Here is a 21,542-nt window from a genome sequence, read left to right as displayed (position 1 = left end):
GAGCAGGTCCAGCACCGTCACCTCGACATCGGGCCGGGTGGCGACCGTCAGCCGCACGAAGTTCGCCCCGATGAACCCCGCCCCACCCGTCACCAGCAGCCTCATCGGGCCACCTCGGCGGCGCGCTCGCGCGCGAGCAGGTCGAGCAGGTACTGCCCGTAGCCCGACTTCACCAGGCCGGACGCCCGCGAGCGCAGCTCGTCGTCGGTGAGGAAGCCGCGGCGCCACGCGATCTCCTCGGGCGCGCCGATCTTGAGGCCCTGACGGCGCTCGACGGCCTGCACGAACTGGCTGGCCTCGAGCAGCGAGTCGAACGTGCCCGTGTCGAGCCACGCCGTCCCGCGGGGCAGCACCTCGACGTGGAGGCGGCCGCGGTCGAGGTAGTGGCGGTTGACGTCCGTGATCTCGTGCTCGCCGCGCGGCGACGGCCCGATCGACCTCGCGATCTCGACCACGGAGTTGTCGTAGAAGTACAGGCCGGGCACGGCGAACTCGGAGCGCGGCCGCTCGGGCTTCTCCTCGAGCGACAGCGCGCGGCCGTCGGGGTCGAACTCGACCACGCCGTACGCGCGCGGGTCCGCGACGCGGTACGCGAAGATCGCGGCGCCGTCGACGTCCGCGAAGCGCTGCAGGTGCAGGCCCAGCCCGGGCCCGTAGAAGACGTTGTCGCCCAGCACCAGCGCGACCTTCTCGTCGCCGATGAAGTCCGCGCCGATGGTGAACGCCTGCGCCAACCCGCGAGGCTCGGCCTGCGCCGCGTACTGCAGCGACACCCCGAACTGGGATCCGTCGCCCAGCAGGCGCCGGAACTGCGGAAGGTCGTGCGGCGTCGAGATGACGAGGATCTCGCGGATCCCCGCGAGCAGCAGCGTCGACAGGGGGTAGTAGACGAGCGGCTTGTCGTAGACGGGCAGGAGCTGCTTCGAGACCCCCTGGGTGATGGGGTGCAGGCGCGTCCCTGAGCCGCCCGCGAGGATGATGCCACGCATGGGCGCAAGTCTGCCGTGCCGGGACGATGCGGCGCCACCGCCCTCGCGCCCGGCCCGCCCGCGCATCGTCCCCGGCACCGCGGCGTGTCACGAATGTTAAATGTGTGCGACAGCCGGGGCATCCGGGACCACCAGCGCATACATTGGCGAGTGTGAACGAGTTTCCGCCGCCCATGGCCGCCCCCGAGCACACCGTCGAGGCCTTCACCTGGCACTTCCTGCACGAGATCAACTTCGGGCAGGGTGTGGACCTCTACCGCGCGTCGACCAACGACAAGTACATGGCGCTCGCGCGCACGGTCCGCCACTACCTGGCGGCGCGCTGGCTCGTGAACCTCCGGCGCCAGTACGAGACGCAGTCCAAGTCCGTGGCGTACCTGTCCGCGGAGTTCCTGCTGGGCCCGCAGCTCGAGAACAACATGCTCGCGGCCGGCCTCGAGGACATCGCGGCGCAGTCGCTGCGCAACCTGGGCGTGGACCTCGAGGAGCTGCGCGGCGTCGAGGTCGAGCCGGGCCTCGGCAACGGCGGCCTCGGGCGCCTCGCGGCGTGCTTCATCGACTCGCTCGCCACGCTGAACGTGCCGTCCGTGGGCTACGGCATCCGCTACGAGTACGGCATCTTCCGCCAGACCTTCGTCGACGGCCAGCAGGTGGAGAAGCCCGACAACTGGCTCGCGATGGGCTCGCCGTGGGAGATCGCGCACCCGGAGCTCGCGGTCGAGGTCGGCTTCGGCGGCCACGTCGAGGACGAGGGCGACACCCGCGTGTGGACGCCCGCGTGGTCCGTGCTCGGCGTGCCCTACAACTACATGGTCCCCGGCTACCTCAACGGCCGCGTCAACACGCTGCGCCTGTGGAGCGCGGAGGCGACCAAGGCGTTCGACCTCAAGATCTTCAACGCCGGCGACTACGCCGAGGCGGTCCGCGCGCAGACGTTCGCGGAGAACATCTCGAAGGTGCTGTACCCGGAGGACTCGACGCCGCAGGGCAAGGAGCTGCGCCTGCAGCAGCAGTACTTCTTCGTGGCGTGCTCGCTGCGCGACTTCATCGAGACGGTGCTGCCGGAGGACTTCGACCTGCACCGCCTGCCCGAGCGGATCATCTTCCAGCTCAACGACACCCACCCCGTCATCGCCGTGCCGGAGCTCATGCGCCTGCTCATCGACGAGAAGGGCTGGGAGTGGGACGAGGCGTGGGCCGTCACGCAGCAGGTGTTCGCGTACACGTGCCACACGCTGCTGCCGGAGGCGCTCGAGGTGTGGTCGGTGGACCTGCTGGGCCGCCTGCTGCCGCGCCACCTCGAGATCATCTACCGGATCAACGAGGAGTTCCTCGAGGAGGTGCGCGCGGCCTTCCCCGGCGACGAGCTGCGCGTGCGCCGCATGTCGATCATCGCCGAGCAGCCCGAGCGGGCGGTGCGCATGGCGCACCTCGCGACGGTCGCCGGCGCGAAGGTCAACGGCGTCGCGGAGCTGCACTCCGAGCTGCTCGCGGACAAGGTGCTGCACGACTTCGCTCAGATGTGGCCCGAGAAGTTCACCAACGTCACCAACGGCGTCACGCCCCGGCGCTTCGTGCGGCTCGCGAACCCGACCCTGTCGGGCCTCATCACCGAGGCGATCGGCGACGGCTGGGTCACGGACCTCGAGCAGCTGCGCGGCCTCGAGCCGCTCGCGGACGATGCGGAGTTCCGCCGCCGCTTCCGCGAGGTCAAGGGCCACAACAAGCGGGTGTTCGCCGAGACGCTGTGGGTGCGCGACGGCCTCGAGCTCGCGGGCGACGCGCTCGTCGACGCGATGGTCAAGCGCCTTCACGAGTACAAGCGCCAGAGCCTCAAGCTGCTGCACATCGTGTCGCTGTACGAGGGCATCACGTCGGGCCGCGTGCCGCTCGAGTCGGTGACGCCGCGCACGTTCGTGTTCGGCGCGAAGGCCGCGCCCGGCTACGTGCGGGCCAAGGAGACCATCGCGCTCATCAACGCGGTGGGCCGGACCATCAACGGCGACGAGGCCCTGCAGGGCCGCCTCAAGGTGGTCTTCCCGCCCAACTACAACGTGACGCTCGCGGAGCGCCTCATCCCCGCCGCCGACCTGTCCGAGCAGATCTCGCTCGCCGGCAAGGAGGCCTCGGGCACAGGCAACATGAAGTTCGCGCTCAACGGCGCGCTCACCATCGGCACGGACGACGGCGCGAACGTCGAGATCCGCAAGCTCGTGGGCGACGAGAACTTCTTCCTGTTCGGCATGACCGAGCCGGAGGCGGCGGCGCTGCAGGACGCGGGCTACGACCCGGGCTCGTACTACGAGTCGGACCCGCAGCTCAAGGCGGCGCTCGACATGATCGCCTCGGGCGCCTTCACGGACGGCGAGCGCGGGGGTCCCGCCGGGTCGATCTTCTCGAGCCTGACCGAGCGCGACCGCTTCATGGCGCTCGCCGACTTCCGCTCGTACATGGCCGCGCAGTCGCGCGTCGAGCAGGCGTACGCGGACCCCGAGGGCTGGAGCCGCTCCGCGGTGCTCAACGTGGCTCGCAGCGGCTTCTTCAGCTCGGACCGCTCGATCCGGGACTACCTGGACCGCATCTGGCACGCAGCCCCGGCCGACCAGGGCTGATCCTGAACGATTCCCAATGACGTTTGTGACGGATGTGACGGGGCACGCCCCGTCACATCCGTCACAACTGTCATTGCCAGTCGGGCTCACTCCCCGGGCGGGAACCCGTCGAGCGCCGCGAACGGCTCCGCGTCGACCGGCACCCCCGCGATGCGCAGGATCGCCGCGAGCGTCCACGGCTGATCGGGGGTGTCGGCGCGGCCGTCGACGTTGTCCGCCTTGTGCAGCAGGGGGTCCTTGCCGGGCGTCCAGCCGGGGTCGGTCGCCAGCCACGAGCCCGGGTCGCCCCTGAGCAGCCCCGCGATGGTCGCGCAGACGAGGATCGAGCCGACCTTCCCCAGGTGCCGGCCCTTCGGGGCGCCGCCCGCCTCGGTGAGGACGTAGAGCCACAGCGAGTCCCGCGCGGGGTCGATGGTGATCGGCGCGATGCCCAGGTGGCGGGCGACGTCGCTGCCGGACGGCAGGCCGAGCCGCCAGCCGCGCTTGAGGTTGCGCATCGGCAGCAGCGAGGGTCGCTCGGGCAGGGACACGAGCGCGTTGGACACCTTGGCGTCGATGCGGTGCGCGCGCTGGGGGAAGCCCGCGTCCGCGACCGAGCTGACCATGGGCAGGAACCAGTCCCACTGGACCACGTTGCGCAGCAGCAGCGGCCGGTGGCCCCGCAGGTCGTCGGGGTGCTCTCCGGGCAGGAACACCGGCACGTGCGCGGACAGCCCGCGGTGCAGGTTGGTGCGGTACTCGGTGCGGATCATCGAGTGCCCGAACCGGTAGGCCGCGGCCGAGAACTCGACCGGCATGAACGGCTGCGCCTTCCACGAGTAGACATCCGGGAAGCCGAGCGTGACGGTGCGCCGCCCCGCGGCGTCCGGCGGGGAGACGGTCAGCGCCTGCGCCCACACGTCGGGGTCGCACACGCGCCGCAGGAAGTCGTGCCACACGATCCACTGGTAGAGCCGGCGCAGCGTGGTGCGCGCCTGACCGAACGCGGCGCGCCGATCCGCCCCGCGCGCCACCGCGCGGTCCATGAGCGCGTTGTGCGCGAGCAGGAACGCGACCTGGAGCTGGCTGACGATCACGTTCTCGTCGTTGCGCGGGTCGCCGATGATCGCGATGCCGCGCGCGTTGCGCTGCAGGTCGGCGAAGAACCGCGGATCCTTCGCGGTGCCCGCGCCGGGGATGCGGACGGCACGACCGTGCGCATCGTGCGCCCGTCCCAGCACGAACCGCCCGCCGTCGAACAGGTACGGCTGGTCGTCGGGGCCGCGGCCGTAGAGGTTGTCAAGGTCGAGACGCGGGGTGCGGAAGTTGAGCAGGCCGTTGGGGTCGTTGGCGCGGACCAGGCTGGACGCGGGGTCGAACGTGATGTCGTGGTCGACGAACTGCCCGAAGTACGTGTAGCCGGCGGGGATGGGTCCGTCGAACGAGTCGTGGTCGCCGGCGCCCTTGGCGATCGCGGCGGCGGTACGGCCGGGCCGCTCGATCATGGTCTCCGCGAGCGCGGTGAACCGCGTGGTCGCCTCGGCGTCGGTCATGTCCTCGGGCGGCCACGCCGGCAGGTCCGGGAAGAGCCGGCCGAAAGGCCCCTGGTAGAGGCGCGATCGTGGCGCGAGGGCCGAGATGGGTTGGTCGCCGTGAGCCATGAGAGCCCCCTCACATACGGCGCGCGGGCCGGCGCCGCCTCGTTCCTTCCACCCTGCACCCGGGCATCGGTGGGCGGCAACCGGGCGGAGACCCGCGCCGCGGGACTGCCCCACCCGTCCCACCCGTCACATGTGTCATGGGGAGTCGAGCGCGACGCGCGCCGCGACGAGGATCCCGTCGACCCCGGCCTCGAGCTGCACGAGCGTGGCGCGGAAGTCCTCGAGCCCGCCGTACCAGGGGTCGTCGATGTCGAGCCGGGCCTCGTCCGCCGGGCCGTCGAGCGCGGGAGCCTCGGGGTCGAACTCGCGGTACATGCGCACCACCGGCCGGTCGGTGAGGTCGCGCAGGCGCCGCGCGTGCGCGGAGGTCATCGCGAGCACCAGGTCGGCGATGCCGAGGTCGCCGGTCGTCACGCGCCGGGCCGCCCGCCGCGGGACGAGGTAGCCGCCCTCGCGCAGCACCGCCGCGGCCCGGCGGTCGATGGGGTTGCCCTGCTCCTCGGCGCTCACACCCGTCGACCACACCTGCACCTGCCCGTCGAGGCCGGCATCGGCGGCCCGCGCCTTGAGCACCACCTCGGCCATCGGCGAGCGGCAGATGTTGCCCGTGCAGACGGTCATGATCCGGTACGGCGAGGCCATGCCACCATCATCACGCCGACGGGCCCTTGCGCGCGGCCCAGCGGATGGTCCCCCGCGCGGACGCCCGCCGCCACGCGTCGCGGTGCGCCTCGAGCGCGTGTCCCGCCCGCGCGTGCTCGCCCGCCACGAGCACGCCGTACGTGAACGACGGCGCCCGTGCGTCCTCGGCGCGGGTCGCGGCGGCGCGCAGCCGCTCGGCGAGGGCGGCGGCGTCGCGGTGGGTGCCCAGCGCGTCCTGCACACGGTCCATGCGCCGCGCGAGCCGCCGCGCGTCGCGCCCGTAGACGGGGGCCACCGCCTCGGCCGCGTACCGTGCGCGCTTGGCGGCCTTGCGCGCCTCGTGGAGCGGCTCGGCGCGGTCCGCGGCGGGCGCCGCGAGCGCGGCGGCGTGACGTCGCGCCGCCCGGCGGTACGCGGCGCGGACGTGACGGCGCAACTCGGGCCCCGCAGCGCGGGACGCGCGCGGGGACAGCGGAGGGTCGGCCGCGAATGCCTCGACCGCGCGCAGGAGCTCGAGGTAGCGCCGGTCCGACATGAGCGTGACGGCGGCGCGCCACGCCTCGTGCTGCTCGGCGTCCGTGCCGGCGACCAGGTCCTCGCGCACCGCGCCCACCACCAGCCCGCCGGGCAGCGCGTCGAGCGCCGCGGCGAGCCGGTCGCGCCGCACCTCCGCGTCGCGCGCGGCGCCGAGCACGCCCGCCCACCAGCGCAGCTCGTCGCGCAGGGGCTCGGTCGCCTCCCGGTCGAGCAGCGGGCGGAACGTCGCGAGGGCCGCGCGCAGGCGCCGCGTGGCGACCCGCGACTGGTGCACCGCGTCGGGCAGGTCGCGCCGCACGTCGGGGTCGAGCCGCACCAGCCGGTCGGCGTGCTCGCGCACGTACGCGGCCAGCACGTCGCCGGCCGTGGGATCCGCGGGCGGCGGGGCGGGCGGCGCCTGGCGCGTCACGCCGAGGGCGCGGCCGGCCTTCGATTGGGACGATGCGACGCGCGCCCCCGCGTCGAGCAGCGCGCCGACCACCGCGGCGAGCAGCGCATCGTCCCCGCCCGTCGCCTCCGCCTCGACCTCCTCCCACTCGGACCGGCCCTCGTCCCCGAGGACGGTCGCCTCCACCGCATCCCGCGCGACGACGGCGAGGGACTCCCCGGACCCGTCGCGCAGGTCGAGGACGCGGCGGCGCGTGACGAGGCGCGCCACCGGGACGAGCGGCTCGCCCAGCGCGACCCCCTCGACCAGGGTCGCGAGCGCGGCGGGGGCGCGGTCCTCGACCGGATCGGCGGCCGGGTCGAGCGGCCGGTGGATCTCGGTGCGCGAGCCGTCCGTCGCGGGGAGCTTGAGGTGCCAGCCCGCCTCGTCGTCGCCCGTGCGGCGGCGCAGCGTGACGCCGCGGCGCAGGAGGCGCAGGCCGGCGGTGTCGTGGTAGATCGCGTCGAGGCGCTGCGGCGGGAGCTCCTCGGCGGACGCGATGCCGCCCGCGCGGAGCGCCGGCACGGCGGCGAGGTCGGGCGGCTCCCAGCCGGCGGGCGCCTCGAGGGTCACCTCGAGCTCGCGATGGTCGGTCATCCTCCCGGTGTAGCAGGCGTGACCGGCCCGTGCCGGATCAGCGGGAGTCGCGCCCGCGCAGCCGGTCGATCTCGCGGCGCTCGCGCTTGGTGGGACGGCCCGCGCCGCGGTCGCGCACGCCGAACGCGGAGGCCAGCTCCTTGGGCGGGGGCGGCGGGCTGTGGTCGAGGTAGGCCGCGGCCGCGACGGGCGCACCCACGCGCTTGGTCAGCAGCTGGCGCACCTCGACGATGCGCACGCGCTCGCCGCCGCGGACCTCGACGGTGCTGCCCAAGCCGACCTTCTGCGCGGGCTTGGCGCGCTCGCCGTCGATGCGGACATGGCCAGCGCGGCACGCCGCGGTCGCCTGGGAGCGCGTCTTGTACAGGCGCACCGCCCACACCCACGCGTCCACCCGTACCGACTCCGCCATCCGACGAGGGTACGCCGGGGCGTCCGCCGCCGACGCATCGTCCCTGGGACGGTCCTACCCTGAGGCATGGACACCGTGCTCGAGGTCATCGGCTGGGCGGGCACCATCCTCGTGGTGGTGTCGCTGACGCAGTCCCGCGTGATGCGGTTCCGGTGGCTGAACCTCGTCGGCTCGCTGCTCGCGACCCTGTACAACGGCGTGATCGGGATCTGGCCGTTCTTCGCGATGAACCTCGCGATCAGCCTCATCAACACGTACTGGATCGTGCGCCTCAACCGCGAGCGCCACGATCCGGGGGTCTACAAGGTGATCCCCATGGATCCGGAGGACCCGTTCCTCCAGCACGTGCTCGAGGTCCACGCCTCCGACATCGCGGCGCACCAGCCGGACTTCGCGAGCCGCGCGCTCGGCACGCAGCGCCGGGCGACCTTCCTTGTCACCCGCGGCGACGAGGCCGTGGGTGTGGTCGCGGTCCGCGACGAGGGGGGCGGGACGGGCCTGGTCGAGCTCGACTGGGTCAAGCCCCGCTTCCGCGACTTCACGCCGGGGGAGTTCGTCTACCGGGACTCGGGGGCGCTCACGGCCGCCGGGTTCCGCCGCGTCGAGATCGAGACGCGGCCCGAGCTGGACCGCGTGTACATCCGCAACGTGGGCTTCCGCACCGAGGGCGGCCGCTGGGTGAGGGACCTGTAGCCGCGCTCCGATTCGCTCAGCACGGTTTCGCACCGGACTGCGCGGCGTGTCGGTCGGATCCGGGCAGTACGCGCGGCGTGTCGCGGCCGTTTCCGTGCCCAGCGAACGCGGCCGGCATCCGACCACGCGGCCGCGCCGCACGTGACAGACTTTGCCGGTGAACCACACCGTCCATTTCGCCTCCGACAACTACGCCTCCGTCCACCCCGAGGTGATGGCCGCCATGGCCGCCGCCAACGAGGGCCACGACGTCGCGTACGGCGCGGACGCCGCCACCGCGGCGTTCGACGCGGCCGTCACCACCACCTTCGGCGACCACGCGCTCGGCTTCCCCGTCTTCAACGGCACCGGCGCGAACATCGTGTCGCTCATGGCCCTCAGCCCCCGTTGGGGCGGCATCGTCGCTTCGGAGCACGCCCACATCAACGTCGACGAGAACGGCGCCCCGGAGCGCGTCGGCGGGCTCAAGATCCTGCCGCTCCCCTCGACCGACGGCCGGCTCGCTCCCGACCAGCTCGCGCGCTACGCGGGCGACCTCGGCGACGCGCACCGCGCCCAGCCGCTCGTGCTCTCGGTCACGCAGTCCACCGAGCTCGGCACCGTCTACTCGGTCGAGCAGATGGCCGACCTCACCTACGCGGCCCACGAGCTGGGCATGCGCGTCCACATGGACGGCGCCCGCATCGCCAACGCGGCCGCCGCGCTCGGGGTGTCCCTCAAGGACGCGACCGCCGGCGCCGACGTGCTGTCCTTCGGCGGCACCAAGAACGGCGCGATGCTCGGCGAGGCCGTCGTGATCCTCGCGGAGGACCTGCGCGGCTCGCTCGGCCACGACCTGCCGTACCTGCGCAAGTCGACCATGCAGCTCGGCTCGAAGATGCGCTACGTGTCCGCGCAGCTGGGCGCGCTGCTCGCGTCCGTCGACGCCGCCGGCGACCCGCTGTGGCTGCGCAACGCGCGCCACGCCAACGCGATGGCGGCCCGCCTGCGCGCGACCCTGGCCCCGCTGGCCGAGGCGGGCGCGCTGCGCTTCACGCAGGCCACCGAGTCCAACGCCGTGTTCGTCGAGCTGCCCCGCGCGGCCGCCGACACGGTGCGCGCCGACTTCCGCTTCTACGACTGGCAGCCGGGCGTCGCGCCCGACAGCGTCGAGTGCCGCTGGATGTGCGCGTGGGACACCCGCGAGGAGGACGTCGACGGCTTCGCCGCCGCGGTCGCCCGCGCGCTCGAGACGGCCGGAGCCCGCTGATGGCCGCGGCCTGCCCCTGCGGCTCCGGCGCATCGTTCGCCGACTGCTGCCGGCCCTACCTGCGGGGGCAGGCCGACGCGCCCACCGCCGAGGCGCTCATGCGCTCGCGCTACACCGCCTTCGTGCGCCGCGACGCGGCGTACCTCGCGTCCACGTGGCACCCGTCCACGCGCCCGCTCGACGTCGCCGAGGGCCTCGACGAGGTCGAGTGGCGCGGGCTCGAGGTCCTCGGCACCGTGCGAGGCCTGGAGGGGGACGATGCGGGCACCGTCACCTTCGTGGCGCACCACGCCACGGGCGTCCTCACGGTCGGTCAGCACCGTGAGACCAGCCGCTTCGTGCGTGAGGACGGCCGCTGGCTCTACGTCGACGGAGATGTCAGTTAACACTCGGTGAACATTGAATGTCCTGGTAGTGAACGGGATGGACGCGTCATGAGGTGCCGAAAGGGCCGCCCAGGAGGCGCCTCATGACGATGTGCCCACACATCACCCCGCGGAACCCGTCAGAATGGTGCCCGTGACCGAGCCCCTCCTCCTCGTGGTTGTCGTCGCGACGGCACTCGCATTCGACTTCACCAACGGCTTCCACGACACCGGCAACGCCATGGCGACGTCCATCGCCACCCGCGCGCTCAAGCCCAAGCAGGCCGTTCTCCTGTCCGCCTCGCTCAACCTCGTCGGCGCGTTCCTGTCGCTGACGGTGGCCGCGACCATCGCCAAGGGCATCGTCGACGCTGACGTCGTCACGCTCGGCGTGGTGCTCGCCGGCCTCGCGGGCGGCATCGTCTGGAACCTGCTGACCTGGCTTTTGGGCCTACCATCGAGCTCCTCCCACGCGCTCATCGGCGGCGTCGTCGGCGCCGTGCTCGCGGCGGCGGGCACCTCGGGCGTCCTGTGGGACGGGCTGCTGTCGAAGGTCCTCATCCCCGCGCTGATCGCCCCCATCGTCGCGATCGCGGTCGCGACCGTCGGCACGCTCCTCGTCACGAAGTTCACGCAGGACATCAAGCAGGAGGACAACGAGCGGCTGTTCCGCTGGGGCCAGATCGGCTCCGCCTCGCTCGTCTCGCTCGCGCACGGCACCAACGACGCACAGAAGTCGATGGGAATCATCCTGCTGGCGCTCATCGCGGGCGGCGCCGTGCCCGAGGACTCCGGCGTCCCGTTCTGGGTCATCCTCGCGTGCGCCCTCGCGATGGCGCTGGGCACCTACCTGGGCGGGTGGCGCGTCATCCGCACGCTCGGCAAGGGCCTCGTCGAGCTCGAGTCCCGCCAGGGCATGGCCGCCGAGACCTCGTCGGCCGCGGTCATCCTGCTGTCGAGCCACTTCGGCTACTCGCTGTCCACCACGCACGTCGCCACAGGCTCGATCCTCGGCTCCGGCGTGGGCATGAAGGGCGCCTCGGTGCGCTGGTCGGTCGCGGGCCGCATGTTCCTCGCGTGGCTCATCACGGTCCCGGCCGCCGCGATCGTGGGCGCGCTCGCGTACGGGCTCGGCGCGGTCGTCGGCGGCGGCGCGGGCTCGTTCGTGGTGTTCGCCGCGCTGGTCATCGTCTCCGGCCTCATCTGGTGGGCGTCGCGCAGGGACGCGGTCGACTCGCGCAACGTCAACGACGACTGGAAGCCCAAGCAGGACAACGAGTCGATCCTCGCGGAGTCGCTCGTCGAGCACGACATGAAGCTCATGCGCACCTCCAAGAAGGGCAAGCGCCGCAAGCTGGGAGGCAACCGATGAGCGCGTACGTCGAGTGGGACGCCCTGGGCAACATCCTGCTGTTCGGCCTGATCGTCGGGGCCGGGCTGCCGACGCTCTTCGCGCTCGGTGTGCGCGCGATCGCGGGCCCGCATTCGCGCGACGCGGACGGGAACCTCCCGCTCGGGCGCCGCGTCGCCGCGGTCTTCTGCTTCGGCGTCGCGATCCTCGCGGTCGTGGGCGCGATCGTGTTCATCGCCGCCGGCGGCCACTGAGCCCGTGGTCGCGTCCGTGAGGTCGGCGCGCGCCGCCGCGCCCGCCGACGTCCCCGCGCTCGTCGAGCTCGCGGCGGCCACCTTCCCGCTCGCATGCCCGCCGAGCGCCGACCCCGTGGCGATCCGCAGCCACATCGCCACGCGCCTGAACGCCGACGCGTTCGTGGCCTGGGTCGCCGACGCCTCCGCGACCCTCATGGTCGTCGACGGCGCGGGGCGCCTGGACGGGTACGCGCTGGTGCTCACGGGACGATGCGGCGACGCCTCCGCGGCACCGTCGCTCGCGGCACAGGGCGTCGACACCGCGACACTCCACGAGCTGTCGAAGATCTACGTGCGCGCCTCCGCCCAGGGCGGCGGGGTCGCCCCGGCGCTCCTCGAGGGCGCGCTCGCCGCGGCCGTCGAGGCGCACGGCGCGCTGCCGACATGGCTGGGCACCAACAAGGCGAACGCCCGTGCGCAGGCCTTCTACGCGCGCCACGGCTTCGCGGTCGTCGGCGGGCGCACCTACGTCGTCGGCGGCCAGGAGCACGCCGACGTCGTGATGCTGCGCGCCTGAGGCGACCGGCGCATCGTCCCCCGTCACGGCGGCGGGCGCGACCCCGCGGCTACGAGAAGACGCGCACCACGTCGGGCACCAGGTCCGAGAACGAGTCGAGCGCGTGGATCGAGCGCACCTGCGCGGTGCCCGTGCTGGTCGTGAGGTCGATCATGCTGCCCCCGCCCAGGTAGATGCCCATGTGGTAGATCCCGCCGGGCGCACGGCTGCCGTTGGGCACGAAGAAGACGAGGTCGCCCCGCCGCGCCTGGCTGAGCGCGACGTGCTGGTAGTCGCCCTCGTACAGCGCGTGGGTCGAGCGGAAGCCCGCCCCCGAATGACGGACCACGTCGGTGCCGGCGGTCGGCATGCCCGCGGCGAAGAGCGCCTGCATGACCATGCCGGAGCAGTCGGCGCCGTCGCGCGGGCGGCCCGCCCCGCCCCACACGTACTCGGCGCCGATGTAGGTCCGCGCGACGTCGATCATGATCTCGATCCGCTCGGCCCGGGTGGAGGAGCGATCGGCGACCATCGGATGCGTGTAGCTGCCGAGCGAGGACCAGCTCGACTCGCTCAGCCCCATGGCCAGCCACGTCCGCTTGTCGACCACGCCCGTGACGCGGAGGCCGTGCCTGCCCTGGAAGCGCCGGACCGCGTCGACGGTGGTCGTGTCCATGGTCTCCCAGCGGCTGCCGAGGCCCAGCCGTCGCTGGACGGCCTTGACCTTGTTGCCGTTGCGCCCCGGCGCGAGGTCGTAGCCTCCGCCAGGCTGGCTCACCGACGCGATCGGCTGCAGGTAGCCGCTCCTCGCGCGGTACGCCACCGTCGGACGGACGGTGAGCGTGCGCGTCGTGGCTCCCGCGAGGACCTTGGTGGCGGGCACCACGACCCGGTAGCCGTACGTGTCGTGGCCGTTCGCGTACCACCGGGTGTCGCCGCCCTTGAAGGTGAAGGTCACGGTGTCGGACGCGGTGGCGCGGGTCGCCTTGCGAGCGACGGTCACCCAGCGCCCGTCACGGCGGAGCTGCAGCAGGACGTCGCGGCCGTAGGCGCGCGACACCGTGACGCTGCGCGTCCAGGTGGTGCCCGCGGTCGCGCGCAGGTCGCCCGAGGGGGCCCAGTCGTGGGTCGAGGTGGCGGGCTTCGCGTACCGCGCGGTGACGGCCGTGCCGCCGAGGCTCACCGTGACGCGGCCGCCGTTGGCGACCGTGCGGTCGAGCGCGACCGTCCAGGTCTGCGCGCCGCGGACGTCACGCGCGAGCGTCGCGCTCGCACGGGTGGTGGTGCGCGTGCCGCCGTTGGAGACGTAGGTGACAGTGGCGACGAGGCCCCCGTCGGCGAGCGAGTCGACGTCGCCGGTCGAGACGAACCGCGCCGTGCCCGTCACCCGCAGCGCCGTGGTGCTCACGACCGTGCGGGTCACGCTCACCGAGCCCTGGGTCACCACGATCGGGTCGGGAGCCGGGGCGGGGTCCGTCGACGGCGACGGGGTGGCCGAGGGCTCCGCCGAGGGCGAGGCGGTCGGGCTCGGCGTCGAGCCGGACGCCGGGGTCGCCGGCATCGGGGTGGCGGAGGGCGTCGGCGAGGCGGAGGGTGTCGGGGTGACGGAGGTGACCGGCACCGCGGTCGCGGTCGGGTCGGCGGCCGGGTCCGCGGCGCTCGCGTCGGACGTCGCCGCCGGCACCAGCGCGACGGCGATCACCGCCGCGACCAGCATCGTCGCCACGCGGCGGACGCCGCCTCCGCCGCGCGTGAACGCGCGCGCCACCTCGATCATCGGGCCCCCTCAGCCGTTGTCCTGGCACCCGTGCGACCGGGTGGGACGCGCCCCGTCCCCTGCGCCGGCATGCGGTCAGGGAGACGCGTCCACGATAGGCACCCGATCCCGCGGGATGCGCGTCGAGACCGCGACGCGCGCGGTGGGGACCGCGATGCCGGTCAGTAAACCTAGCGGATACGGCACCCCATGACAGGCGGCGACACGGCTCAGGCGAGCAGGTCGCGCAGGGGCGCACCGGGAGCGATCGCCCCGGCCTGCGCGAGGCGGATCGGCGCCGACGGTGCGGGCGAGCCGCGGACCAGGGGCTCGCGCGCGACACGCCCGGCCGGCGGATCTCTCCCGCCGTCGCTCCTGGACAGGCCGGGGCCGGCTCAGTTGCAGGAGGGACGCGCGGACGGTCCGACGTGGAGCTCGAGGCCACATCAGCCGCACAGATATATAGGAGAAGGCCCCCGGGATACCCGGGGGCCTTCTCTGTGGTGGGCGGTTCGGACAATCCCGCTACCTGGGGTGACACCCAGGGCCGGATGTCCGTTTCCCACGGCGGGCCGGGCGATTTCCCACGGGTGACCGCCTCGACGGGCGCACCGCGAGCACTCCCGCGCGCCACGGCCCTGAACCCTCGACGTCCTGAGACCGCTGCTCCGGCTTCGACCGCGACCCTTGACTCTGTACGTCCCTTATTCAAGGATAGAGCCATAGTCTTGAACAAGAGATCGGGGGCGTCGAGGATGAGCGAACACTCCGGACAGCCCGGCGAGTGGCCCGCGGTGAGTGACGAGGACGTCCGGTGGACCCTTCCCGCAGAGCTCGAGGGTCGCGTCGCCATCACTGACGTGGTCCGACTCGAGGCACGCCCGTACCGGGCCGCGATCGCGCCGACGATCGCCGACCTTGACCCCTACCGGTACCTGACAGCAGCACGCGCCGACGACGCGGCGTCCGCCGCAGCGGAGATCTCCGCGTTCGACCGCGATGTGGCGGACCTGCCGGTACCGATGCCCGCGGTGCTGCTGCGTACCGAGTCCGCCTCGAGCTCCCAGATCGAGCACCTCACCGCGAATGCACGCAACCTCGCGACCGCTGCACTGGGCCTGAGGGCAGGCGAGAACGCCGAGGTGGTCGCGGACAACGCCGCAGCAATGCGTCGCGCCCTAGATCTGGCCGGTCCGCTCACCCGCGACCAGATCCTCTCCATCCACGAGACTCTGCTCCGCCGCAGCGATCCCGAGATCGCAGGAAGCTTCAGAACGGGCCCCGTATGGATCGGCCGACCCGACCTCAGCCCGCATGGTGCCGACTTCATCCCCCCACGTTGGGAACGCGTCGAAGACTCGGTGAGCGACCTGGTCGCATTCGCCGCACGCCGCGACATGAACGGCCTGGTGCAGGGCGCGCTCGCACACGCACAGTTCGAGACCATCCACCCGTTCGCCGACGGCAACGGGCGCACCGGACGCGCCATCGTCCATTCGATCCTCCGCGCGACGGGCTTCGCCCGGCACACGACCGTGCCCGTGTCCTCCGGACTCCTCGGCGACACCGGCGGATACTTCCGCGCACTCACCTCCTATCGCGAAGGCGACATCGACCCCATCGTCGCGACGTTCGCCGGCGCGGCACGGCGCGCGGTCGCCAACGGCCGTCAGCTCGCCGCCGACACCGCCGCCATCCACGAGGAATGGCAGCGAGCCATCCGCGCCCGACGCGATTCCGGTGCCTGGCGACTCGCCGATCACCTCTTCGCGCAACCCGTCGTCAACTCCGCCTACGTCGAACGGTTCCTCGGCTCCTCACGCCAGGGCGCGTTCAACGCCATCGCCACGCTCGTCACCGCAGGCGCGCTCCACCACGGCAGCGCCGACCGCCGCAACCAGGTCTGGCACTCACGCGAGGTCCTCGACGCCATGGACGCCTTCGCTGCGCGCGCGACGCGCCGGAACCTGGGCTAGACGCCCACGGTCAACCGATCTTGGGGCAGACCCCGTAGGTGTAGGCGGACACGTTGTCGTTGGGCGCGGTCGTCGCCGCAGCCAAAGGGGAAGCACCGAGTAGGGCGAACATGACGGACAGGACCGCTGCCAAGAGGTGCCACACCGTCTCCCTGAGCTGCACGATCAACGTCCCGCCCGATTGCCTAGGACTCGGGTGAACAGCTCGCGGTCGAACGCCACACGCCGCCGGAGCGACCACGCCTCCGCCTCGGCGACGGCGTCCTCGAGCAGTCCAAGAAGCTCGGCACGCGGCTCCGGCGAAGGTCTCAGCCCATCGGCGCAACGAGTTCCACCTCCCCGGAGGCGAACTCCTCGTGGTGAGACGCCGTCGACCCGAATTCGGTCCAGTCCCATGCCAAGCCCGAGAATCCAGTGAGCCTCAGCCCCCTACCGGTTGAGGTGAGCTGCGGTTCCCCAGCGAACGTCAGGACGAGTTGGCCATCGAGCTCAAGGACCAGCGCTCCTTCGCTGGCCTCGCTCCTCGTCAACCCGAAGAGGTTGTCGTACGGTCGCCCGAACCATCCGTTGGGGAGGATCAGTCCGGAATAGCCAACCGTGGCGAAGAAGTCGCGGACCTCAGCGACGATGTCGTTGTTGGTCATCACGGCACCAACCAGGACGAGTCGACGCGTGGAATATAGACCTGACTGCCCCCGCCAAGAAGTGATCCACCGCCCCCGATCGGCTGCGATGCAGCAGCGCCCTCGTAGATCGTGGTTCCTGAAGGGACTCGGATCGTCGCAACACCTGTTGCCGAGTTGCCCCACGCCGGATTCAGCGCGCTGTCCAACTGGGCTTGAAGAGGCCCGCTCGGTTTCACCCGAGACCAGTACGAACCGAGCGGGCCAGCCTTGCCGCCGTACGCGCGATACAGGGTGGTCGCCTCGCTGAGCTCCGACATCGTGTACGAGGAACTCCGGAAGGTGCTCGCCACCTCGCCGGCCAGCGGGCCCGGGTTCATTGGCCCGAACCTCACGGTGTTTGCGGCAACACCGGTAGCCACCACGAAATCCGGGGCCGTGGCCCGATGTGCCAACCGCTGACCTGCGGTGATGTTCGCAGAAGAGCCGACGGCAGTGTCGGCTGTGCGGGCGAGAGCCCCGACGGCGTTCTGGGTCGTGGGGTCGGTGAGGGCCGATGCCGATCCAGCGACGAGCAGAACGGCCAGCGTGGCAAGGACGACGGCAAGGAAGCTCAGGATCCAGCGGGGTCGGTGGGACTCGGTGGGCGCCCTGGTCACGGCTTCGAACTTCACGTCCGGACTCGCTGACAGATCGCCTACGAGGGTGGCTCTCAAGGGAGCGCACTCTCCCACGACCGGCCGTCCGCCTCCGCCTCTGCACGGAGTGCTCGCCAGCTCGACGGACGAGCTTCGACGGCGTCTAGGGTGCCATCGATAGCTGCGAGGGCATGCTGGACAGGGCCTGACGCTAGGACCAGCGCTTCGGCGCCGGGGGCGTTCAAGGAACTTTCGGAGCCACCCTGCAGGGCTGCATAGTCGGCGAGCTCGTAAACTTGGCGCGCAGCCCAGACAGCCTCCTGAGGATCGTCGGTCAGCCAGGTCCGGAGTGCATAGGCGGCAGCAGCAGCGGCATTCTGGCCGTAGCCCGCTTCCAAGGTCCACTCGCCAGCGTCCGAGGGGACCAGCAGTTCAACCTCACTCCGGTACGTCTCAAGATTGACGTCCAAGCCAGAGGCGGCATCCCATGCCGCATCGATTGCGGCCCTTAGCCGGCTCCCCGACTCCGGTGTCCCCACCGACCGGGCGTAGCGTTCGAACAGTGGGAGTAGTCGCTCCGCGCACGACGCAGCAAATGCCGTTCTTGACTGTCGGTCCAAGTCCACTAGCCGCTCACGCATGACCTGCTCGTCATATGTATGCACGCTCATCCTCCGAACCACCAGGCTGTTGTCGGACTTGTTATTGTCGCTCCGGATTCCTCGAGGAAGCCCTGGCAGGCCGGGCAGATTGGCCGAGAGACTCCGATGCCCTGTGGCGTCAGGCCCGCGCTCCGAGCGCCGTTCACGGCCGTCACCTCCGCGTGTACACCTGGCGCTCGGGCCACGATTTCGCCCTCCTGAACCAGCGCGCGCTGCAATGGACTTAGATCGCGGCCACCGCCCGCCAAGACCGTCTGTCCCTCCCGCGTGCCAAGGACGGCAGCGGTCCGCGAGTTCTGCGCTATCGGATCCAGCACGCCCTGGAGCGCGTTCGCCCTAGCCTCAAGCCCTGCGGTGTTTGCGGCAACGTCAGACCGCAGTACGACAACAGATCTCGCTTCGATGACACCGCCACTTCGGTGTGGGATCTGCGCAAGCCGGCCAAGGTCGTCGTAGCGGCAGGTCGCGTGGGGCGTCGGTCCGTGCGGGCACGTCGAGACGCCGAGCGACCACGGAGCGTCGGGATGGTGAGTGGTCATCGTGTGGTCGTACACGGCGGGCGGGCCCCGCTCAGGGGTGGTGTGTGTCCAGTCAGCAGAGTGGTGCTGGTCGTCGTAGGCGTGGATCACCGTCGTCGACGCAGGACTCGCCGCCGCGTCCGAAGGCGCGACGGCAGACCAGCCGAGGAACACCGCGACGAGCGCTGCAACCACCAAGCGGAGCAGCGAAGTCACGGCGCTCGCTCCACTACCCGGGCGGCTTCCCAGTCAGGCTCGGCATCGACGGGCACGCCAAGCTCGCGGAGGTAGGCACAGACCATGTCTGTAGTGAACCGCCGCGACTTGACGCGGTGCAAATAGGCCGACTGGTCTTCAAACGGGTAAGCACTGCCTGACGTCTCGAACACCCATCGACCGCCATCGTTCGCGGCGACGATGGACCGCTCAAGCGCAAGTGGCGGCTCGCCGTCTGGGCCAAAAACCTCCAACACTCGCGCTGGGTAGGTCGCGGTGTCCTCGACATTCACGACGCGTATTGCGCGGAGGCCGAGCTCGCGGGCGGCATAGCTCGGCAGCACGCCGACATCGGTTCCGAGCGGCCCATTGCTGATCAGTGCAGTCCAACGGCCGACCGGGACACATACATATCGAGTGACGTCACCCCCTGGCGTCAGGAACGCGACCGCCTCGTTCATCGAGGCCAAGTCGGCTGGACGAGTCGTCCATGCAGGGTCGGAACCGCGAACGATCCATTCGGCGAGGTCGGGTGTTCCAACCTCGAAGAAACCAACCTGTTCGGTGGTTGCACCACCCGCGGATGAAGGAAGGTTCATGGAACGATCCTGAGGATGAAGTTGGCGCCGGGGTCGTTGGCCAAGATGCGCGCCTCGTGCAGAGCGCCCCGGGGATTGGCGAGTCCTTCGTACTCGACGTAGTAGCGCTGCCCGTTGAGCGTGTATTGGAGATCGGGCCGGTTGATGCCCACGCGTTGCCCGAGGGCGTTGACCTGTTGCTGGTTGACCCTAATCCCAGTCGCGCCTCGTGGCAGTGCGGCGATGTCGGCTTGCAGAGCTTGGTTGTGCGAGGCGCGCCCAATCGACCTACTGAGACCCAGTGCGCGTGGCGCGGCAGGGCTGACGGCGATGTCCTGGGCCAAACGAGTACCCGTGTTTGCGGCGACGCGGCTCAGCTCCAGCACCGATGGAGTTCCGGTCGTGGCCCCCGCTTGCCCCGCTGTCGTGGATGCCCCGCTCGTGACCTGCGCAAGCGGCGGAAGCTCGTCGTAGTTGTAGGCCACGGGCACAGGCGCTGAGCTGTGGACGTACGTGTAGGTAGGCCCGCCGTAGTGGGCGCCGGTTGCCGGGCTTGCGGCCACAGGCCCAGCACCGACCAGCAGTGCCGCTACGGCAGCCAGCACAGCTTTGAGCCAGAGGATCACAGTTGCCTCGCCGCCTCAGACAGCAACCACTCGACCACGGCCAAGGGGACTGGCTCGTCAGTGAAAAAAGTCACCGACCTGGCGCGGCTCTCGTCGTCCTCAAACACTTCGGCAATTTGCTCCCCGGTATCGCGCGAGAGTTCCAGCGCCATGCCATCGCGTTCACCGACAGCACTCACGAGCAGAAGCCTGAATCCGTTCATCCGACCGGCTCCAGGAGGGTCTGTCGGATTTTCTGTGTAAGTGGTCATCGGCTAGTTGAGGTTGAGCCGGTCGCCGTAGGTCAGCGACAGGACGTTGAGGACCTTGCTCCAGTTGTTCACTCGGCCTCCTGGGTTGCGGTCGAAGCCGCGGCTTCCCGTGGCGCGTTGCTGTGAGGCCAAGTACAGCACCTTCAGCGCGGATTGCTCGTCAGGGAAGTGTCCGCGTCTCCTGGTAGCAGCCCGGAAACGGGCGTTCAAAGACTCGATCGCGTTGGTCGTGTAGATCATCGTGCGCACCTCCTGCGGGAAGGCCAGGAACGGGATGAACTCGCTCCACGCGTTCTTCCACACGCTGATCATCGCGGGATATTTCTGGCCCCATAGCTCGGCGAAGGTCTCGAACTCGAGCTCCGCGGCCTCAGCGTTGGCTGCGGTGTAGATCGCGCGTAGGCCCTTGGTGATCTTCTGCCAGTCCTTCTGCGAGGAGTACCGCAGGCTGTTGCGGACCAGGTGCACGACGCAGGTTTGGACGATCGCGTCGGGCCAGATCGCACCGATCGCGTCGGGCAGGCCGTTGAGTCCGTCGCAGCACACGATGCACGCGTCGAGGATGCCGCGGTTCTTCAGGTCGGTCAGCATCGTCATCCACTGCTTCGCGCCTTCCCCGCCTGAGGGTCCGACCCACATGCCCAGGACGTCGCGGTAGCCGTCCATGTTGACGCCCATGGCGACATATACCGGGCGGTTCGCGACCGTGCCGGAGCGGACCTTGAGGACGATCGCGTCGATGATGATGACCGGATAGACGGCATCGAGGGGTCGGTTCTGCCAGGTGCGCATCTCCTCGGACACCTTCGCCGTCACCGCCGACACCAGGTCCCTCGACACGGTGGTGTCGTACACCTCGTCCAGGTGGGCGGCGATGTCGCCGGTGGTCATGCCCTTGGCGTACAGGCTGATCACGGCATCGTCGAAGCCCGCCAGGCGGCGTTGATGCTTGGCTACGATCGTGGGCTCGAACGTGCCGTCGCGATCACGAGGCACGTCGATGGTGACCTTGCCGATCTCTGTCGTCACCGTCTTCGGCGTCGACCCGTTACGCGAGTTGCCGCGGTTGCGGCCCGCCGCGTCGTGCTTGTCGTAACCCAGATGATGCGACATCTCGACCTCGAGGGCCTGCTGCAGCACCTGCTTCGTCAGCGCCGTCAACAGGCCGTCCTCGCCCGTCAGGGCGACTCCGTGATCGGCAGCCGAGGCCACCAGCTGCTCCGCCAACGCCGCAATGTCCGGCTCCCGACCCAGCGAAGCCGACAACGGCCGGCCCTCACCCGACGCCCGCACCGGCACGTCCCACGCATCCTCGAAAGGTGACTCCATGACGTGATGCTCCTTCCACCGCAGAGCCAATCCGCGGCATCACGCCGAGCCACTTACACAAAA

General features: G+C 71.0%; 22 protein-coding genes and 1 pseudogene. 8 read left to right on the top strand and 15 right to left on the bottom strand.

The window, feature by feature from the left end; translation table 11 throughout:
- Positions 1 to 105 (bottom strand): annotated as a pseudogene (locus AOM04_RS14670) (dTDP-glucose 4,6-dehydratase); the annotation flags it as partial.
- Positions 102 to 989, bottom strand: coding sequence for a glucose-1-phosphate thymidylyltransferase RfbA (rfbA, locus tag AOM04_RS11985; RefSeq protein ID WP_062465023.1), 888 nt, complete (start codon positions 987 to 989; stop codon positions 102 to 104). The pseudogene AOM04_RS14670 and the gene rfbA, both read right to left, overlap by 4 nt.
- Before the next feature lie 173 nt (positions 990 to 1,162).
- Here rfbA and AOM04_RS11980 point away from each other — a divergent pair, with 173 nt between their 5' ends.
- Positions 1,163 to 3,601 (top strand): glycogen/starch/alpha-glucan phosphorylase, encoded by a 2,439-nt coding sequence (locus AOM04_RS11980; protein WP_156160732.1) that lies wholly within the window; start codon positions 1,163 to 1,165, stop codon positions 3,599 to 3,601.
- Between the two features lie 86 nt (positions 3,602 to 3,687).
- On the opposite strand, the gene AOM04_RS11975 is transcribed toward AOM04_RS11980, so the two are convergent.
- From AOM04_RS11975 to AOM04_RS11960, 4 genes are all read right to left on the bottom strand, one after another.
- On the bottom strand, positions 3,688 to 5,241 hold the full coding sequence (locus AOM04_RS11975) for a peroxidase family protein (RefSeq protein WP_062465021.1): 1,554 nt from the start codon (positions 5,239 to 5,241) through the stop codon (positions 3,688 to 3,690).
- Positions 5,242 to 5,376: 135 nt separating this feature from the next.
- Entirely contained in the window at positions 5,377 to 5,883 is a 507-nt protein-coding gene (locus AOM04_RS11970; protein ID WP_062465020.1) for a low molecular weight protein-tyrosine-phosphatase, read from the bottom strand.
- 10 nt (positions 5,884 to 5,893) lie between these two features.
- Positions 5,894 to 7,444 carry a CYTH and CHAD domain-containing protein gene (locus AOM04_RS11965; RefSeq protein ID WP_062465019.1) on the bottom strand — a complete coding sequence of 517 codons (1,551 nt, stop codon included), beginning with the start codon at positions 7,442 to 7,444 and terminating at the stop codon, positions 5,894 to 5,896.
- A gap of 37 nt (positions 7,445 to 7,481) precedes the next feature.
- A complete protein-coding gene (locus tag AOM04_RS11960; RefSeq protein WP_062465018.1) occupies positions 7,482 to 7,856 on the bottom strand; it encodes an RNA-binding S4 domain-containing protein in 375 nt (124 codons plus the stop codon).
- Positions 7,857 to 7,922: 66 nt separating this feature from the next.
- Here AOM04_RS11960 and AOM04_RS11955 point away from each other — a divergent pair, with 66 nt between their 5' ends.
- The 6 genes from AOM04_RS11955 to AOM04_RS11930 all read left to right on the top strand — a co-directional run bounded on the left by AOM04_RS11955 (position 7,923) and on the right by AOM04_RS11930 (position 12,327).
- Positions 7,923 to 8,549 carry a hypothetical protein gene (locus AOM04_RS11955; RefSeq protein ID WP_062465017.1) on the top strand — a complete coding sequence of 209 codons (627 nt, stop codon included), beginning with the start codon at positions 7,923 to 7,925 and terminating at the stop codon, positions 8,547 to 8,549.
- 157 nt (positions 8,550 to 8,706) lie between these two features.
- A complete protein-coding gene (locus AOM04_RS11950) occupies positions 8,707 to 9,798 on the top strand; it encodes a threonine aldolase family protein (RefSeq protein ID WP_228373711.1) in 1,092 nt (363 codons plus the stop codon).
- Positions 9,798 to 10,184 (top strand): YchJ family protein, encoded by a 387-nt coding sequence (locus AOM04_RS11945; RefSeq protein WP_062465015.1) that lies wholly within the window; start codon positions 9,798 to 9,800, stop codon positions 10,182 to 10,184. Before AOM04_RS11950 ends, AOM04_RS11945 begins: the two co-directional genes overlap by 1 nt.
- Positions 10,185 to 10,308: 124 nt before the next feature.
- Positions 10,309 to 11,535 carry an inorganic phosphate transporter gene (locus tag AOM04_RS11940; RefSeq protein WP_082104614.1) on the top strand — a complete coding sequence of 409 codons (1,227 nt, stop codon included), beginning with the start codon at positions 10,309 to 10,311 and terminating at the stop codon, positions 11,533 to 11,535.
- Complete coding sequence (locus AOM04_RS11935) at positions 11,532 to 11,768, top strand: hypothetical protein (protein ID WP_062465014.1); 237 nt, start codon at positions 11,532 to 11,534, stop codon at positions 11,766 to 11,768. Before AOM04_RS11940 ends, AOM04_RS11935 begins: the two co-directional genes overlap by 4 nt.
- A 16-nt stretch (positions 11,769 to 11,784) precedes the next feature.
- Positions 11,785 to 12,327, top strand: a complete 543-nt coding sequence (locus AOM04_RS11930; RefSeq protein ID WP_169816442.1) for a GNAT family N-acetyltransferase — start codon at positions 11,785 to 11,787, stop codon at positions 12,325 to 12,327.
- Positions 12,328 to 12,376: 49 nt separating this feature from the next.
- Here the strand turns inward: AOM04_RS11930 and AOM04_RS11925 are convergent, their stop codons facing one another.
- The gene (locus AOM04_RS11925; protein WP_062465012.1) at positions 12,377 to 14,083 is read right to left on the bottom strand and encodes an NlpC/P60 family protein; all 1,707 of its coding nucleotides are present in this window, start codon (positions 14,081 to 14,083) and stop codon (positions 12,377 to 12,379) included.
- A gap of 407 nt (positions 14,084 to 14,490) precedes the next feature.
- On the opposite strand from AOM04_RS11925, the gene AOM04_RS11920 reads away from it, so the two are divergent.
- A complete protein-coding gene (locus AOM04_RS11920) occupies positions 14,491 to 16,038 on the top strand; it encodes a Fic family protein (RefSeq protein ID WP_228373709.1) in 1,548 nt (515 codons plus the stop codon).
- A gap of 308 nt (positions 16,039 to 16,346) precedes the next feature.
- On the opposite strand, the gene AOM04_RS11915 is transcribed toward AOM04_RS11920, so the two are convergent.
- The 8 genes from AOM04_RS11915 to AOM04_RS11900 form a co-directional block, all read right to left on the bottom strand.
- Positions 16,347 to 16,682, bottom strand: coding sequence for a hypothetical protein (locus AOM04_RS11915; RefSeq protein WP_062465011.1), 336 nt, complete (start codon positions 16,680 to 16,682; stop codon positions 16,347 to 16,349).
- Positions 16,682 to 17,335 carry a filamentous hemagglutinin gene (locus tag AOM04_RS14665; protein ID WP_156160729.1) on the bottom strand — a complete coding sequence of 218 codons (654 nt, stop codon included), beginning with the start codon at positions 17,333 to 17,335 and terminating at the stop codon, positions 16,682 to 16,684. The genes AOM04_RS11915 and AOM04_RS14665 overlap by 1 nt, the downstream gene beginning before the upstream one ends.
- 38 nt (positions 17,336 to 17,373) lie before the next feature.
- Positions 17,374 to 17,940 (bottom strand): DUF416 family protein, encoded by a 567-nt coding sequence (locus AOM04_RS15100; RefSeq protein WP_369401364.1) that lies wholly within the window; start codon positions 17,938 to 17,940, stop codon positions 17,374 to 17,376.
- Between the two features lie 26 nt (positions 17,941 to 17,966).
- Positions 17,967 to 18,695: a hypothetical protein gene (locus AOM04_RS14660; protein WP_156160728.1), complete on the bottom strand. Its 729-nt coding sequence runs from the start codon at positions 18,693 to 18,695 to the stop codon at positions 17,967 to 17,969.
- Positions 18,692 to 19,294 carry a hypothetical protein gene (locus AOM04_RS14655; protein WP_156160727.1) on the bottom strand — a complete coding sequence of 201 codons (603 nt, stop codon included), beginning with the start codon at positions 19,292 to 19,294 and terminating at the stop codon, positions 18,692 to 18,694. The genes AOM04_RS14660 and AOM04_RS14655 overlap by 4 nt, the downstream gene beginning before the upstream one ends.
- On the bottom strand, positions 19,291 to 19,758 hold the full coding sequence (locus AOM04_RS14650) for a hypothetical protein (RefSeq protein WP_156160726.1): 468 nt from the start codon (positions 19,756 to 19,758) through the stop codon (positions 19,291 to 19,293). Before AOM04_RS14650 ends, AOM04_RS14655 begins: the two co-directional genes overlap by 4 nt.
- 137 nt (positions 19,759 to 19,895) lie before the next feature.
- Positions 19,896 to 20,078 (bottom strand): hypothetical protein, encoded by a 183-nt coding sequence (locus tag AOM04_RS11905; RefSeq protein WP_228373708.1) that lies wholly within the window; start codon positions 20,076 to 20,078, stop codon positions 19,896 to 19,898.
- A 75-nt stretch (positions 20,079 to 20,153) separates the two neighbouring features.
- Positions 20,154 to 21,443, bottom strand: coding sequence for an IS256 family transposase (locus tag AOM04_RS11900; RefSeq protein WP_439645079.1), 1,290 nt, complete (start codon positions 21,441 to 21,443; stop codon positions 20,154 to 20,156).
- Positions 21,444 to 21,542: the final 99 nt, after the last annotated feature.

The organism is Demequina soli, assembly GCF_000971195.1.
Lineage (GTDB): Bacteria > Actinomycetota > Actinomycetes > Actinomycetales > Demequinaceae > Demequina > Demequina soli.
The sequence above is the reverse complement of the archived record's forward strand: the minus strand, read 5'-3'. Positions and strand labels throughout refer to the sequence as shown.